This is a genomic window from Leptolyngbya sp. ST-U4, assembly GCF_039962215.1.
Taxonomy (GTDB): Bacteria; Cyanobacteriota; Cyanobacteriia; order Elainellales; family Elainellaceae; genus Leptolyngbya_A.
The window spans coordinates 23,775-40,022 of the sequence record NZ_JAMPKZ010000001.1 but is presented as its reverse complement, the minus strand read 5'-3'; the positions used below and the strand labels follow the sequence as shown (position 1 = coordinate 40,022).

The 16,248-nt window shown below is 51.2% G+C and carries 14 protein-coding genes and 1 riboswitch; of the genes, 8 read left to right on the top strand and 6 right to left on the bottom strand.

The features are described 5' to 3' along the window. Positions 1 to 120: 120 nt before the first annotated feature. Both NDA02_RS00160 and NDA02_RS00155 read left to right on the top strand, forming a co-directional pair. Positions 121 to 936: a hypothetical protein gene (locus NDA02_RS00160; RefSeq protein WP_190792455.1), complete on the top strand. Its 816-nt coding sequence runs from the start codon at positions 121 to 123 to the stop codon at positions 934 to 936. A gap of 217 nt (positions 937 to 1,153) precedes the next feature. After that, positions 1,154 to 1,822 (top strand): DUF6391 domain-containing protein, encoded by a 669-nt coding sequence (locus NDA02_RS00155; protein ID WP_190792456.1) that lies wholly within the window; start codon positions 1,154 to 1,156, stop codon positions 1,820 to 1,822. Positions 1,823 to 1,877: 55 nt separating this feature from the next. Here NDA02_RS00155 and NDA02_RS00150 read toward each other — a convergent pair whose 3' ends face one another. From NDA02_RS00150 to NDA02_RS00135, 4 genes are all read right to left on the bottom strand, one after another. Then, positions 1,878 to 2,615 (bottom strand): hypothetical protein, encoded by a 738-nt coding sequence (locus NDA02_RS00150; protein ID WP_190792457.1) that lies wholly within the window; start codon positions 2,613 to 2,615, stop codon positions 1,878 to 1,880. Positions 2,616 to 2,801: 186 nt separating this feature from the next. Continuing rightward, positions 2,802 to 4,079 carry a serine--tRNA ligase gene (gene serS / locus NDA02_RS00145; protein WP_190792458.1) on the bottom strand — a complete coding sequence of 426 codons (1,278 nt, stop codon included), beginning with the start codon at positions 4,077 to 4,079 and terminating at the stop codon, positions 2,802 to 2,804. 67 nt (positions 4,080 to 4,146) lie between these two features. Further along, positions 4,147 to 5,238, bottom strand: a complete 1,092-nt coding sequence (ychF, locus tag NDA02_RS00140; RefSeq protein WP_348248463.1) for a redox-regulated ATPase YchF — start codon at positions 5,236 to 5,238, stop codon at positions 4,147 to 4,149. An 86-nt stretch (positions 5,239 to 5,324) separates the two neighbouring features. Next, on the bottom strand, positions 5,325 to 5,948 hold the full coding sequence (locus tag NDA02_RS00135) for a MarC family protein (protein WP_190791890.1): 624 nt from the start codon (positions 5,946 to 5,948) through the stop codon (positions 5,325 to 5,327). Positions 5,949 to 6,209: 261 nt separating this feature from the next. Here NDA02_RS00135 and NDA02_RS00130 point away from each other — a divergent pair, with 261 nt between their 5' ends. The 4 genes from NDA02_RS00130 (at position 6,210) to NDA02_RS00115 (ending at position 9,012) form a co-directional block, all read left to right on the top strand. Beyond that, entirely contained in the window at positions 6,210 to 6,479 is a 270-nt protein-coding gene (locus NDA02_RS00130) for a hypothetical protein (protein WP_190791887.1), read from the top strand. Positions 6,480 to 6,578: 99 nt separating this feature from the next. After that, a riboswitch (cobalamin riboswitch) is annotated at positions 6,579 to 6,734 on the top strand. Positions 6,735 to 6,772: 38 nt separating this feature from the next. Then, positions 6,773 to 7,831: a sirohydrochlorin chelatase gene (locus NDA02_RS00125; RefSeq protein WP_190791889.1), complete on the top strand. Its 1,059-nt coding sequence runs from the start codon at positions 6,773 to 6,775 to the stop codon at positions 7,829 to 7,831. A gap of 42 nt (positions 7,832 to 7,873) precedes the next feature. After that, complete coding sequence (gene sipA / locus NDA02_RS00120; RefSeq protein ID WP_190791886.1) at positions 7,874 to 8,116, top strand: regulatory protein SipA; 243 nt, start codon at positions 7,874 to 7,876, stop codon at positions 8,114 to 8,116. A 347-nt stretch (positions 8,117 to 8,463) separates the two neighbouring features. Beyond that, a complete protein-coding gene (locus NDA02_RS00115; RefSeq protein WP_348254234.1) occupies positions 8,464 to 9,012 on the top strand; it encodes a DoxX family protein in 549 nt (182 codons plus the stop codon). A 49-nt stretch (positions 9,013 to 9,061) separates the two neighbouring features. Here NDA02_RS00115 and NDA02_RS00110 read toward each other — a convergent pair whose 3' ends face one another. Beyond that, positions 9,062 to 9,346, bottom strand: a complete 285-nt coding sequence (locus NDA02_RS00110; RefSeq protein WP_348248466.1) for a hypothetical protein — start codon at positions 9,344 to 9,346, stop codon at positions 9,062 to 9,064. A gap of 1,513 nt (positions 9,347 to 10,859) precedes the next feature. Here NDA02_RS00110 and NDA02_RS00105 point away from each other — a divergent pair. Continuing rightward, entirely contained in the window at positions 10,860 to 12,110 is a 1,251-nt protein-coding gene (locus tag NDA02_RS00105; RefSeq protein WP_190791883.1) for an NB-ARC domain-containing protein, read from the top strand. Between the two features lie 321 nt (positions 12,111 to 12,431). Further along, a complete protein-coding gene (locus NDA02_RS00100) occupies positions 12,432 to 13,202 on the top strand; it encodes a hypothetical protein (RefSeq protein WP_348254232.1) in 771 nt (256 codons plus the stop codon). 54 nt (positions 13,203 to 13,256) lie between these two features. On the opposite strand, the gene NDA02_RS00095 is transcribed toward NDA02_RS00100, so the two are convergent. Further along, positions 13,257 to 15,740, bottom strand: coding sequence for a phosphoketolase family protein (locus tag NDA02_RS00095; protein ID WP_190791999.1), 2,484 nt, complete (start codon positions 15,738 to 15,740; stop codon positions 13,257 to 13,259). Between the last annotated feature and the right edge of the window lie 508 nt (positions 15,741 to 16,248).

Below are 16,248 nucleotides of genomic sequence, written 5' to 3'. Positions count from 1 at the left end.
AAGAAATCAAGGTAGAAGCAATTGAGGCAAGAAACATGATCGGTTAAACGACCAATTCAACGATCGATCAAACTACGAATCAAATCAGTGATCAAGAGAGATCAAATCAAGGGAGTGGGTATGCATCGAGCTTTTTTAATCCTGGCTTCATCGGCTCTGGCTTTCTCGATTACAGCCTGTGATTCTGGCACTCCAGAAGCCTCAACCACCGAAACAACTGTAACCCAGTCTCCTTCGCCCGTGGTTAGACCGAATCCCAGTCCCTCTCCAGCCGCCCAAAATCCGCCCGCTCCGATCGTTTTACCCGATCTGATTAGCTCTACTGACCCTAATCAGCGAGTGCAGCGTGTCGAGGGCAACCGCAACGATCCCTTCGCTCTGCTGCCAACGACCCCGACCATCCAAAGACCCACTCCTGTACCCGGTCAACCTGTCCCGGTGGGCAGAACGACTCCACCTGCCCCGCGTGTAACTCAGCCCAATCGTCCTACGGCTCAGACTCCGCGATCGCGTCAAGCTCCGCGAACCGCACAAACTCCCCAACGGCAAGGCAGCCCTAATCGCCCCGGAACGCTGGCTCCCATTCCCAACCTAACCGGACGCGCTCCCACGACTCCGATCGCCCCACCTCCACCCCAGCCCGAACTGGCAAGAGCCGTACAGGTAACAGGCGTCGTGCAAATTGGTGGTACTCCCTATGCGATCGTCACTGCCCCGAACGAGCCAACTAGCCGCTATGTGCGGGCAGGGCAACGCCTCTCAAACGGTCAAGTTCTGGTCAGACGCATCGAGATGAATACGGGCATTGAGCCAGTGGTCGTGCTGGAGCAGTTTGGTGTCGAAGTGGTGCGATCGATCGGTGAGGGCGGTGCGCCTGGTGCCGGTACAACTCCAGCGGCAGCCGTGCCAAATTCATCAGGACAGTCGGCAGGCTAGCGACCAGCCATTGATTGCCTTGCTGAACTCAATCCTGAATCCAATCCTGAATTGACTTCAGGATTTAATCCTGAATTAAATATTGTGACAGGCGATACAGTCTTCTAACCTGGCGATCGAGGAATTCCGCTAGAGTAGAAAGACTCAAGCATCTTGGTTCTGCGGTCTCTTCATCGGCTTAACCTTTGACCTTTCACAGTGATTCAGGAGTTTTGTGATGGCTGCTTCTGCACCGCCTTTTGACAGTCATTCTGATCAACAATCTAATCATCAATTTCCCTTTGAGTTTGCGCCTCATCTCACTCAAGATTCAGAATTGCTGCAGCAGCTCGATTTTTTGCCAGGGCTGAAGGAACTGTTGATGGTGCGGCAGGTTCATGCGCTAGAACACGCTACCGCCTGGGTTTTAACAGAATCCATGCCGCCCCGCCCCGCGTCTGCCCCCTTTAGCTTCTTCCCCAGCCCATCCGAAGCCGAGCAGGTCGGCGGAATGTCAACCAGCGAAGGGTTTTATCTCTACGGCAAATTTGATATTACACAATTACGTCGCGCGACCCAACGAGCACTTGAGCGGATTGTGAGCGGCGAATGGAATTTGGCAGTGCATCCTCGCTGTGGCACGAATATGTCGGTAGGAATGCTGCTCACCGCAGGGCTGGCGATCGGCACTCATTTGGTGCTGCCGCGTGAGCCGATCGGTCAACTGTTGGGACTAGGGGCAGCCACAATGACGGCAATGCAGCTTGCCCCAGAACTGGGCGGCTGGGCACAAAAGTATGTAACGACCGCAATTCCGTTTAATCTGACGATCGAAGGAATTCATTTTCTCGGTGAGCGTCAGGGCTATCCGACGCATTTTGTCCGGGTAAAGTGGATCGATCGCTAAGCCCTGATGATTGGTTGGTATTGACTAGTAAGTTGTTGGCTAGATAAGCTGCTGACTAGTAAGTTGCCGATACGGGCTGAATGTACTGAGAATTCGCACGAACATAGCAGCCGTTGCGCGTCAGCATCCAGGGATTGCCGTTGGCGACTGTGAAGGCGTTGCCTCCGCGTGTCTCTGCCAAGATCTGGTCATTCGCTCGATAAACCTGCTTAATTGCACCGTTAGGCGTCTCGCGACAGTTGAGCTGACCGTCTGAAGAAACCACACGCCAGGGAAGCCAGGTCACGGTTCCGTTAGTCTGGCTCATCCAGGTATTGGCATTTTGTGCGGTGAAGTTACCGCTGCGATCGGGACGGGGCAGGGATTCCTGAAGGCTCAGTGTGAAGGTTTGACCAATTGAGGGACAGCCCGATCCGCCTGTGACCTGCCAGGTTGCTTGTGCCCCAACGCGATTGGCGACTCCAGGCTGCTGCCGGGAAATGCGAATATTTCCAGTACAGGTAAGGTTCGTTCCGGGTCCGCTGGTGCGATCCGTAAACGTGCCGCTATAAACCGTTTGTCCGGCTCCAGCACTGGTACTGGTGATGTTCATGTCGCCCATCCACTGCCGACCTGCGCTTTCTGTGAAATAAAAGCCGCGCCGGGTCGTGTTACCGGTCTGTGTGGCTTCTTCTAAAACGATCGTGGTTTTTTTGTTACTGCTTTGATAGGTAGAGGCAGCGGCAGCAGGAATTAAATTTAGCGATGTTGTCAGACTCAGTCCGAATACAGCAATCCAGCGAGAAAGTTTCATAACTGTAGCGATCAATTTTCAGGTTTGCAAAACAAGAATCAGCCACCCGATGCAAGGAGTGAACTGAATGCTCTGAATAGAACTACAGCGATCGAGCCTGGTTTTCCAGAGCTGAAGTGATATTGGAGCTGGTTGAATGACCCGTCGATCGAGAATGCAGCTTTCAAACTTGCTTCTCACTGACCTTTAAAGCACATCGCGCTGCAAGTAAGACTGCAAGACCTCTGGAACTTTTACCGTACCGTCCGGCTGCTGATAGTTTTCCAAAATTGCCGCCATTGTGCGACCTACCGCCAGACCAGAGCCGTTTAGCGTGTGAACAAACTGCGTCCCCTTTTTGCCTGCTTCCTTAAAGCGAATATTGCCACGTCGTGCCTGAAAATCTTTGCAATTCGAGCAGCTTGAAATTTCGCGATACTTGCCAGACGAGGGCATCCACACTTCCAGGTCGTAGGTCTTTGTGGCTGAAAATCCTAAATCTCCCGTGCAGAGCTGAATGACTCGATAGGGCAGCTTCAACGCCTGCAAAATCGCCTCTGCATTTTTCAACAGCGTTTGATGTTCTTCCTCCGACGTTTCCGGCAGCACAAACTTGTACATTTCTACTTTGTCAAATTGGTGCAGCCGAATCAGTCCGCGTGTATCTCGCCCATAGCTGCCCGCTTCACGGCGAAAACAGGGCGTGTAGGCGCAAAAATGTTTGGGTAGCTCTGTCGAATCCAGAATCTCGTCACGATACAGGCTGGTAATCGGCACTTCTGCGGTAGGAATGAGCCACAGATCATCGTTCTTGCACTGGAAGCTTTCCTCGGCAAACTTAGGGAGCTGCCCCGATGCCGTCAGCGTTTCAGAATTCACCAGAAACGGCGGCAGCACTTCGGTATAGCCTGCGGCAATGTGGGTGTTGAGCATCAACTGAATCAGGGCGCGTTCCAGAGCGGCTCCTGCTCCGATCAGCGACACAAAGCGGCTCTGGGCAATGCGGGTCGATTGCTCAAAGTTGAGAATCCCCAGCTTTTCGCCAATTTCCCAATGGGGCAGAATCTCTGAATTTGTTGGCAGGTACTCATCACCCCAGCGGTACAGCTCAACGTTCTCCTCTTCGTCTTTGCCGATCGGCGTACTTGGATCGGGCAGGTTAGGAATAGTGAGAACAGTTTTCTCAAGTTCTGCCTTGATCTCGCGCTCCTGTGCTTCTAGCTCGCCGATTTGCGCCTTAAGCTGATTGCCCTCTTCTTTCAGGGCTTGGATTTCGGCATCATCCAGTTTGGCTCCAGACTTCATTTTCTGCCCGACAAGCTTGCCGATTTCATTGCTGCGTGCCTGAAGCTGCGATCGTTTCACCTCAATTTCGCGCTGCTGGCGATCAAGCGAAAGTAGGGGAGACAAATCAAACTTGCCCCGCAAACTAAGCTGTGCCTGAAACGCTTCTGGATTTTCCCGTAGCTGCTTGAGGTCGATCACAACGGCTCCTCGACAATTTCAACCGAATTACTGCCAATAAATCAGGATAGCCTGTCTTGGGCAGAACCTAAACGTTAAAGCGGAACAGCATTACATCGCCTTCTTGCACCGTGTAGTCTTTACCTTCGCTCCGTACCAAGCCTTTTTCCTTGGCAGCCCCCATCGACCCGGTCGTAACCAAATCGTTGTAAGCCACGGTTTCAGCGCGAATAAAGCCTCGCTCGAAGTCGGTGTGAATGACGCCTGCCGCTTGAGGAGCCACCATTCCGGCTTTGATTGTCCAGGCACGAGTTTCTTTAGGTCCAGTCGTGAAGTAGGTGCGAAGTCCAAGCAGATCGTAGGTGGCGCGAATCAGAGACTTTAAGCCGCCTTCCTGCACACCCAGCGATTCGAGAAATTCAGCGCGATCGGCTTCTGGCAGTTCCACCAATTCCGCTTCGACCTGAGCCGATACAACGACGACCTGAGCGTTTTCTTGCTTTGCCAGCTCCCGGACGCGATCGACCCACTCGTTACCGCTTGCCAGATCATCCTCGGAAACGTTGGCGGCATAAATCACGGGTTTGCGGGTTAGCAGTCCCAGCACTTTGATCAGCAATTCTTCTTCTTCGTTTAGTTCAACCTGACGGGCGGGTTTGCCTTCGTTCAAGACAGGAACCAGCTTTTCGAGGACGGCTAATTCTGCCTGAGCTTCTTTACTGGTGCGGGCTTGCTTGCGGACGCGATCGATCCGGCGATCGATTTGCGCCAGGTCAGACAAGGCCAGTTCCAGGTTAATAATCTCAATATCACGCACCGGGTCAACCGAGCCTGCAACGTGAATAATGTCATCGTTGTCGAAGCAGCGCACCACATGCACGATCGCATCAACTTCGCGAATGTTGGCAAGAAACTGGTTGCCCAAGCCTTCGCCTTTGCTTGCGCCCTCGACCAGTCCAGCGATATCGACAAACTCCACCCGTGCCGGAATCACTTCTACTGAATCAGAGATCTTTGACAGCACTTGTAGCCGCTCATCGGGCACAGCCACCACTCCGACATTCGGTTCGATCGTACAAAAGGGAAAGTTTGCTGCTTCCGCCTTTGCATTTGCCACCAGCGCGTTAAACAGCGTGGATTTGCCTACGTTGGGCAGTCCGACAATTCCGGCTCTCAGCATGGTCTAATCCCAGGTCTATCCCTTTCAGGTTCATCTAATGTTCATTGTCCAGTGTGCCAGGTTTTGGGCGGAATCGACTATTTCACCTAGCCCCATCCCGAATGGGTTGCCTGCGTCATCAGCAGTTCCCGGATGCCAGAGCTGCCAATCTCGATCGCCAGAGCCGCCAGTAGAAAACCGAGAAGCTGAGTTGCAATGACTGCGCCTTCGGCTCCAATGAACTTATCAATCCAGGTTGCCTGACGAAAGATAAACCACGTCACTGCCATCGCCGCCCCAATTCCAGCCGCCACGCTGAGGTGTCCTACCGCAGAAGGCGCATTCGACATAAGAAGCATGACGGTGGTAAGGGTTCCGGGTCCGGCAAGCAGGGGCAGAGCCAGGGGAGTAATGGCAACGTCGCGTCCCTGTTCGACGATCGGTTGATCGAGTTCACCTCTGAGCATATCGAGGGCGATCATCAGCAGCAGCAAACCACCCGCCACCTGAAGCGACGCCATGCTGATATGCAGATAATTGAGAATGTATTTTCCGGCAAAGGCAAAGGTCAGGATGATCAACGTGGCGATCAAACTGGCGCGATCGACCACCCGGTTTCGTTCCGGCAGCTCCATCCCTTTGGTTAATATCAAAAAAATGGGTGCATTTCCCAGCGCATCCGCCAGCACAAACACGGCGATAAACGTTCGGACAAAAATCGAGATTTCGATGGAGAGTTCCATCAGCCGCTCACTGCTCCTAAAATTTCTCTTTTAGCGTAGCTTGATGGATCGATCGCTTCATCCTGCCCTTGGTTGAGTCGGGGAGGGCTTTGAAACTTCAGTCCTTGGAAATCTAACTAAAAATTCAACCTGTCTGCTGACAGTTCCCATTTGACAGTCCCTATTAGGATCCCAATCATGATGATTTACACAAACCGCAGCAGCAGCGATAGACTGATGAAGATGTCAAGGTAACGAACTGTTAAGCCTATGCGTTCTCGATCGCTGGTAGACCGTTTGCTGGCAGTTAGCCTTTTTTCAGCCTCATCCCTGGGAACTTTGGCTTTGTTTGGCTCCGTGCCGATGCTGCCTCACCTCACAGCACGACTGGCGGCAATGTTGCCTGACCTCTCTGAGTTCGCCCGTGATGATTTGCCTGCTCAGCCGCTGAGTCAGCAACCAGGAGCGTGGGTCGCCCAGTTGCCGAATGAAGTGCAGCCTCGATCGGTCGATTTGCTGCGAGACCGCGTGCCTCGTTAAAGTATGGTTTCTTAAAGTGTGGCTTTCTAAGGTTAGGGATGAACGCAATCCCCCACCCCACCATAGAGGCTGCTGGCGGAATGGGATAAGATAGCTTGGCAAACGTGAATCGCCGCAAGGGTGGGAAAGTTCGGTGTGAGTCCGACGCTGTGCCGCAACTGTAAATCTCAGCCGTGAATCTTAACGATGAATCTCGATCGTGCGTTTCAACGCTGAGTCTAAGCCAGGATGCCGCCTTGCTGGTTTTTCACTCTATTTCCTGCGCTGCACGGGAAAAGGGTTCTTGAGATATGATGCTTTCCTCTGATATTTCTGGTTCTTTTGCGGAAATTACCCCGCAGGATTCGCTTAATCTTGCCGATCGCGAGTCTGTCAGCGCTGTTCAGCTTGCGCCGCTGCCGTTGCACCGTCCGGTGCTGCTGGTAGGACATGGAAGCCGCGATGCTGATGGGCGGCAGGGCTTGCTGGACTTTGCCGAAGCATATCAGGCTCTCGATTCGTCGCGTCCGGTGGTTCCCTGTTTTCTGGAGTTAACGGAACCGACGATTCAGCAGGGAGTCGATCGCTGTGTCGAGCAGGGCTATACCGAGCTTTCAGTGCTGCCGATTTTGCTATTCGCCGCGCGGCATAACAAATTTGACGTAACCAATGAACTCGATCGCGCCCGTCAGCGGCATCCGCAGGTCAAGTTTCACTACGGCAGGCACTTTGGTATCACGCCAGGTATTCTCGATCTATGGCAAACCCGATTGGTAGAGCTGGATCAGCCCCAGTGGAACCCTCAAGGAATCGATCGCAGCGAGACAGTGCTGCTGTTTGTAGGACGAGGCTCAAGCGACCCCGATGCCAACGGTGACGTTTATAAAATGGCGCGGATGATGTGGGAAGGTAGCGGCTATCACACGGTCGAAACTTGCTTTATTGGCATTACCCATCCCCGTCTCGAAGAAGGCTTCCGCCGTGCCCGTTTGTACGAACCGAAGCGGATCGTAGTGCTGCCCTATTTCCTGTTTACGGGTGCGCTCGTTAAAAAGATTTTCAACATTGTGGACGAGCAGCAGCAGCTTCACCCTGACATTGAGCTGACCTGTCTCCCCGAAATGGGACTGCACCCCCAGCTTTTCCATGTGCTGCGCGATCGAGAAATCGAAACCCAGCTTGGTCAGGTAAACATGAACTGTGAAATGTGCAAATTTCGGCTGGCGGCGGTCGGTCAGGGAGACGCGCACGGACATTCGCACGATCATGGACATTCTCATGATCACGGACATTCGCACGGTCATGCTCATGAGGCGATCGACCCCTATGCGGAGCCGGAACAATACCATCAGCGGATCTGGAATGTGCCCTAGCTGAGAGCGATACACTAAAAACAGCAGAGTGAGGAATGGGCAATGTCAGAGGCAAAACCAGAGACTAAAGAATTTACGGTGGGCGATCGAGTGCAGGTCGTGGTGATGCCGCCTTATCTCAAAACGGCTGACCCGATGCCAATGCTGCGTCCTCCCAGTTTGATCCAGCTTGGTGAAGAAGGCGTTGTGATGGATCGCCGTCCCGGCAATTACTGGGGCGTGAAATTTGCCAGGGGAATTTTTTTGATGGAAAGCCAATACATCGATCGCTTGTTGTCTAAATAAGCGAATCTGACTCTAACCGTCCCTTAACATTTCACTCTTCATTCTTCGCGCTCAATTGGGTATAACCTTGCTCCGTCTGCATCTTGTGGACGGGGTTTTGTTTTATTGCGGTTGCCTTTATCGCTGTTCCTGATTGCAGGAGCAAAATTTAGCTCTCATTTTCTTGATTATTCATTAAATTTTGTTATATTTCTTAATATAATAGTGAGTGTAGGCTCACGATAATCCCCAACGAATGATTTCCAGGGGAAAACTGCTTCACATCGCTAGCCTCGCTCCCAGGTTCCCTGGCACTGCATGGTTCGCTTCGCTCTTTTTGCACTCATCCTTCCTCATTTAGATAAGCTATGAATCTCGCACAACGTCTTACTGCGACGACGATCGCGGTTCTTCAGCCCAATTTCACGCCGAACTACCTGTCTCAAACTGCCTGGACAATTTTGCGGGTCGTGGCAGGTGTCGTGATGGTTCACAACGGAATCGACAAACTCTCTAATATCGAAAGTTTCGCTCAGGCATACGTTCAAGTCATTGGGCTACCCTTCCCGATCTTTTTCAGCTATGTGGCAGCCCTCACAGAACTGGTTGGCGCACCGCTGCTAGCACTGGGATTTCTCACCCGTCCAGCGGCACTGGGTCTGTTTTCCACCATGCTGGTCGCGATGTATCACCATGTTCTGGTTGCAGGCTTCAGTATTCCTTACCTGGAACTGTCGATGCTGTATGCTGCCTGCTTCCTGTTCTTTGTAGTGAATGGGGCAGGTTTATTCTCGGTGGACACGCTGTTGGCGGGTTGGTTGAGCGCAGCTTCAGCGTCTCCGGTTCCGGCACTGGGGGTCACCACCTCGGCTGCATCTGTTTCTCAATCTGCTTCTCAGGAAGCAGCCATTAAGTAAATAGAAGTCGCTTTGGCGCAGCAGTAAACCGATCGTCCTAAAACCTTGCTCAAGCTGTGAGTCTGGAGGATGGCACTGTGAAGTGCTGCACTACTGCTCGATTCACACTGATTTCGATCTGTTGAGCAAGACGCAGTTGGGCGATCGGTTCTTTTAAGGTGTTAATGCCCAAGACCAGGGCTTCTGCAACTTCAAAGGTTGGGCAAATAATTTTTAGAACACCCCAGCGTCTTGACAGTTTGCAGCTTTGCAGACAGCGAATCTCTTCAAGCTGATAGGGATTTTCGCGGTAGAAGCTGAAGATGAGTTGGGTCAATTGAGCGTATAGGTTCATCGTCCTCAAATCCTTATATCAGACGCACGGCAAGCTAGGAAAAAATCCGTGGCAAAGGAGAAATCTAGTGATGAGAACCTGCACAACTTGAGCTTCTCGATCGATCTCCTCGCTATATTTCCTATTGAAGTGCAGCTCTTGTTTTCCGTGGGATGGTCGCAAGAAGATTTAACGTCTAGATTGTGGAAAAGGATAATTTGAGAAACGGCTGAAATTCACGTCCAGACGGAGTTTGACGAATTAAGCTTCTAATTTTTAACTTCACTTTTTGCAATGTTCGATCGTTTCTTCGAAACATAAATTGATAAAGATAAGTTTCGATCGTATTCATAATTGTTTTAATATTTTGCTATTGAAGAGTATAAATTAGAGGAGATTTGAGGAGTTGCGAAGACGGCTGCCAGCAATCCCGTGACATACAGCAATCCCGTGACATAAAAGAAGGATGCATAGCTAGCGAATACATCGTGAATCTGACCCACGGTGAGCGTTTCCAGCAGTGCGCTAGCGCCGAATGAAGACGATGCCGTAGTTTTTCGTGTAGCCCGTAGAGCGGAACAAAATCAGCGTTGAGGTAGGAGCGATCGCCTGCTAGCTGCCCAAGGAAAAGGTGATCAGACAAAAGGCAGTCAGGTACGTTGCAATGCTGCCTTCACCCGCAGCAGGAAGACCGAATAATTTAACGTTGCTCGTCGATGGATTCACGCGACGAGGATAACCCTCCACTGAGACAGCGCTCGTGCCGCTACAAGGCAGGCGATTGCTTTGCTGCTGCTTTGAAAGCGATCGGCTTCAGGTCACTGCGCTCTGTTTAAGGGGGATGATTTCTGTATCTCATGATTCTACGTTTATTGCTAAAAAACAATAGAAAAATTTATCAGCATAGATATATCGATGATTTAACAGGCTGATTCTCAGTGTTTGGGGCTATCCTCACGCTTTCTCAGCAATTTCCCAGCAATTTCCTAGCAACAATGTTATTTCGAGTCGATCGTGACCTCACCCGGAATAAATCGGATTCACTTACAGAGCTGGAATAGATGCGAGGAACAAGAGCAAGAATAGCCAATTGAGGATTGAAATGATTCCAAAAAGAATAGTGTCAGCAAAAAGAAAGAATGGAAACAAGAATAGAGAAACCAGGAAACAGCTAAAAAATTGATAAAGCTAAATCCCCACTGAGTGAACGGTACTGTAAATTCATCGATCGATTATCGCAAGGGGAGTGTAGCCAAAGGTTCCCACGATCTGCCACCGTTCCTTTTCCGCTCAAACCGTGGGTCATGGCAGAGCCGAAGTCAACCCGATAGATTTTTCTGATCGAGTGCGACGATCGATTGCCTAACAAAATATTGCTGGGTTTGATGTTGCAGTGAAGGATAGAAACGATGCGATCGAGCTGCATCATCAAAAGCAAAAGCTATTTCTGGGGCAGTTTGCAGGTCAGTTACCAGTTTGCAGGTCAGTTACAATGAGGGCGAGAGGGTGAAGTGGGAGAGGACGAAAGACAGCCATGTGCAGGGCATCGGCGATCGGGCAGGAAAAGATTTATCAGGCGTTGTCTCAAAAAGGCTTCAGCCCGAACTCGACTGAAATCTTGAGCGTTGTCCTTAAGATCGCCTCTTACCGCACCTGGAAGCGATTTTATAACGTAGAAAAACCGATTCGATGTGCCACCTTTCGACAGTTTTGCGAGTTTCTGGGTTTGGACTGGCAGGAAGTCGTAGACCCGACCACGCTGAGAAAGCAGCCGATCGTGCAAGATTTTGATTCTGCGCCGCTCGCCGCTCCTTGTTTTGGTCGGCAGGAAGAACTGCAAAAGCTGAAACAGTGGCTTCTGCAAGACGAGTATTATTTGGTGATTTTGTACGGTTTGGGCGGAGTGGGTAAATCCACCCTGGCGCGAAAGCTAGCAGCAGACCTGCAATCTCAGTTTACTCAGGTGGTTTGGCAAACGTTTTCCTATAGCGATTCAACCGAGCGAATTTTGCAAGAGCTGCTCGATCGCCTGTCTCCGGGAAGCCTGAGTTTTGCTGATTTTCAGGTGGGTTTGTCGGTTCGATCGCTGACCGAAAAGCTGATCGCAGCCCTGCGCCAGCAAAAGGCACTGGTGATTCTCGACGAAATCGGATCGAGCGAAACAAACCCCCAGAAGCGACGCGAGGCACATCAGCGATTTTCGAGAGTGTGGCAGGATCTCAGCACGAATCAGCGCAGCCGCATTGTTGTCACCACCTGTGAGAAACCGCCGGATTTTACCGTTCTGGCTGGGGCAGCAGGGGGCAAAGGGCGATCGTATGCGCTGGGCGGTTTAGATGAAGAAGCGTGCTATAAACTGCTCGAAACCCATCAACTTGCATTCGATGAACAAAGTGCCGGACAGTTAATTGAGCTGTATGACGGCAATCCAATGGCGTTAACGCTAGCGGCGGCAACCATTCAGCAAAGCTTTCACGGCGACATCACCCAGTTTTTGCGCTACTCGTATCTGCCGGATGCGGTCGAGGCAATTTTGGAGCAGCACTGGAACGGCTTAAACCCTCAAGAGCGTGCAATTTTGTGCTGTCTGGCAAACAGTGAACCGCTGCATCTAGATGAACTGCGCGAGAGCTTAACGCAGCAGGTGGGAAACAATCGCGGCTTACTGCCGGCAAAGTCGGCACTCGAACGACGATCGCTGCTGGTGAGCGTTGCGGAAGACACTCAAGTGCTATATACGCTTCAGCCAATGGTGCGTCGATTTTGTCAGCGACGGTGCGGTTAAGAACGGGCGGTTCAGAGAATAAATTGCAGGCAATGATTGTGGTTGCGTGCGCTTCCTGATTTTGGGCTTGTATGCGAATTCGAGGGAATTTCAGCTCTTTTTCCGCTTTCTCCTCCACCCATGAGCTACTGCATCAACCCCTTATGTCCCGGTGATCGTAAGAATCCTAACTCGGCGCAGTTTTGTCAATATTGCAGGACGGCTTTGACGATCGAGGGGAGGCGTAGGCATTACTATCAGCTCATTAAGGCCCTCAGCTTTGGGCATCCTTACACCGAAATTTTTTAGGCGATCGAGCAGTCAAGTCAGCCGTTATATTCAATGAGCGTTCCTTCTGCTGTTGTCCCGACTATTTCCCCTACTCCTCCTCCGGCTGTTTCCGCCAGTTCTCCTGCTGCTTCTAATGCTTCTCCTAAAATTTCTTCTCTTTTATTCTCTAAAGTTTTTGCGGCTCTTTCTTCAGGTCAATCCTTCAGGTTGAAGCCCTGGATGTTTTTGCTGCTGGGCGCGATCGCCTTAACAGGAGGAATTGGGCGCGTGGCTTATTGTCGATCGAATCCGGTTGCCTGTGGGTTTCCTGTTGGCAATTCTCCTGCTGACAATTCTCCTCCTCTAGTGCTTCCAGCCGATCGTCTGATGAGTACCGGAGAACGGTCGATCGAGAATGGTGATTCAGCCCTTCAGCTTGAAGCTCCTTATCGTGCCCTGATGCAGGCGGGGATGACTGAGTTTGCAAAAGGTAACTTTGGGCAAGCTGCTAAGCAGTTTAGGTTGATTCGTGAAACTGCTACCAAGGATCGTGCGACTGCCGCCAACGATCGGGAAAAAAACGACGCAAACCAGGCACTCCGAAATCCCCTACCGCTAATTTATGAGAGAAACGCGATCGTTCGTGAACGCAACAAAGCTACTGGACAACCAATCTATTCATTCGGTGTTGCTGTGCCCTTAAACACTGACCTGGGGTGGATATGCTACGGGGAGTTGCGCCAATGCAGCAAAACGCGATCGAGAGGAATATACGTCTCGAATTCTGGTGACGCTGTTACGGCAAAAGGGAGGGCAGAGCGATGCGGAGCAGTTCCCCGATAGGGTTAATCGACTTCAGGTGGTTCCCTTAAACAATCGGTGTGAGCCGCTTTAAGCTCAAGACGTGGGAGCATCCTCATGAGAAGGAGCCGTTCCTTTCGGTGCGCCGGGCCATTTCCAGTTGAGGATTTCGTCCTGGTCTACGCCGTGTTCATAGGCATAATTGCGGCAGGCGATCTGCATATTCTTAAACCGTTCTTTGGCGTGTGCTCCGGCAACTCTCAGCCTCGGGACGCGATCGATCACATCCATTGCCAGACTGAAGCGATCGATATTATTACTGATTGCCAGTTCTAGTGGCGTGTTGATATTGCCTTTTTCCTTGTAGCCGCGAACGTGCAGATTCGCATGATTCTGGCGGCGATAGGCAAGGCGATGCACCAGCCAGGGATAGCCGTGGAAATTGAAAATGATCGGTTTGTCGATCGTAAAGATGCTGTTAAAGTCTTTATCGCTCATGCCGTGAGGATGTTCGCTGTCGGGCTGGAGCTTGAACAAATCAACCACATTGACAAAGCGAATTTTCAGATCAGGAAATTCTTCCCGCAGCAGAACGGTGGCTGCCAGCGCTTCCAGGGTGGGAATGTCACCTGCCGATGCCATGACGACATCCGGTTCACAGCCGCGATCGGTGCTTGCCCATTCCCAAATGCCGATCCCCTTCGTGCAATGAATTATGGCATCCTCCATGGTCATATACTGCAAGTGCAACTGCTTGTCAGCGACAATCACATTCACATAGTTTTTGCTGCGTAAACAGTGGTCGGATACCGAGAGCAGCGTGTTCACATCCGGCGGTAGATAAATGCGCGTCACGCCCGGACTCTTATTTGCCACCACGTCGATAAAGCCGGGATCTTGATGGGTAAAGCCGTTGTGATCCTGTCGCCAGACTGTTGAGGTAATGAGCAAATTCAGCGACGAAATATCTTCGCGCCAGGAAATGTGATTGCAGATTTCTAGCCATTTGCAGTGCTGGTTGACCATCGAATCGATCACATGAACAAAGCTTTCATAAGTCGAGAAAAAGCCGTGCCGTCCCGTGAGCAAATAGCCCTCAAACCAGCCCTCGAGCGTATGTTCGCTCAGCATTTCCATCACGCGCCCGTCGGTCGAGAGTTCGCTGCCGTCAGCGTCTTCGGGCAGGTATTCGCTGATCCAAAATTTCTTGCTGGTTTCGTAGATGGCGGTGAGTTTGTTCGAGGTGTTTTCATCGGGGCCAAAGACGCGGAAGTTGGTCGGATTCAGCTTCATCACGTCTCGCAAAAACACGCCCAACGGACGGGTATTTTCTGCCTGCTCATAGCCGGGATGACTCACTTCGATCGCATAGTCGCGAAAATCCGGCATTCTCAAGTCTTTGCGAAGTTTGCCGCCGTTGGCATGGGGATTCGAGCCGATACGTCGATCGCCATGCGGCACGAGATCCTTCAGTTCAGGGATCAGCCTGCCGTTTTCGTCGAATCGCTCTTCCGGCTTGTAGCTCCGCATCCACTGTTCCAAAATTTGCAGATGGGCGGGGTTCTTTTTCACGTCGGTCATGGGAACCTGATGCGCCCGCCAGAAGCCTTCGACCTTGTGCCCGTCTACTTCGCTGGGGCAAGTCCAGCCTTTGGGACTGCGAAACACAATCATCGGATAGCGCGGACGTTCTGCAACTCCTTTGCTGCGGGCTTCTTCCTGGATTGCTTTGATTTCAGCAATGCAGTGGTCGATCGTTGCTGCCATTGCCTGGTGCATCGATTCTGGATCGGAGCCTTCCACAAAGTAGGGCGTATAGCCATAGCCCCGGAAAAGCTGGTCGAGTTCTTCGTGGCTGATACGAGCCGGAATTGTGGGGTTATTGATCTTGTAGCCGTTGAGGTGCAAAATCGGCAGCACTGCCCCATCCCGGATCGGATTGATGAACTTGTTAGAATGCCATGCGGTCGCCAGCGGTCCCGTTTCAGACTCGCCATCCCCTACCAGGGCAACCACAATTAGATCGGGGTTATCATAGGCAGCTCCGTAGGCATGAGAGAGGCTGTAGCCCAGTTCGCCGCCTTCGTGAATCGAGCCGGGTGTTTCGGGGGTGCAGTGGCTACCGATGCCGCCCGGAAAAGAAAACTGCTTAAAGAATTTTTTGATGCCTTCGTCGTCTTCGCTTTTGTCGGGATAAACCTCTGAGTAACTGCCTTCCAGGAAACAGGGGGCAAGAAATCCAGGTGCCCCGTGTCCTGGACCCACCACGTACATCATGTCCAGATTTTGCTTTTTGATCACCCGGCTTAGATGGGTATAGATAAAGCTAATTCCAGGACTGGAACCCCAATGACCCAGCAGACGATTTTTGATATGTTCGGGCTTGAGCGGTTCGCGCAGCAGGGGATTCTCCTGCAAATAAATCATGCTCACCGCGACATAGTTGCAGGCTGACCAGAAGGCATTGATTTTTCGCAGCTCTTCGGCACTCAGCGGTGTGCCCTGAACAGTCGATCGCGCCTGGCCGAAGGCACTAATTGAAGCAAGATCTGAAGCAGGCTTAGGTGGAGTTGCAACCATAAATTTCTGTGTTTGTGATTGAAGGCAATAGTGATCAATAATTTGAGCCGTTAAATTCGGCCGTTAAATTCGAGCCGTTAAATCCGAACCATTAAATCTGAACCATAGAACAATAATTGGAGTGATAACTTGAGCGATCGAACTCGTTCTGGGTAGAAGAAAGGATTGGTGTTTGAGGTTCTGTTTGAGGTTCTGACAAATCTCCCCTAGTCCTCCTTTAAAAGAAACCAAACCTCTAAAGCGGGTCTATTGAAAGAAGAAAGTTTAGTGGCTCAAAATCCCTTTTCTGAAGGAGGATTTAGGGGACTCTCGATTTCGATGTCACTCAATCAAAGCCATGATAGGCAAGGAAAAATCACGCTAAATCATCATGCTCAATGTATTAATCAATGTATTAATCGAGGAATCGGTTAAAGAACAAACAGGCAAATACATATAGGTAACTATAAAGAGTAGACAACTACAAAGAGTAGGTAACTACAAAGCCAAAGCGCAATTTTCGATCAGC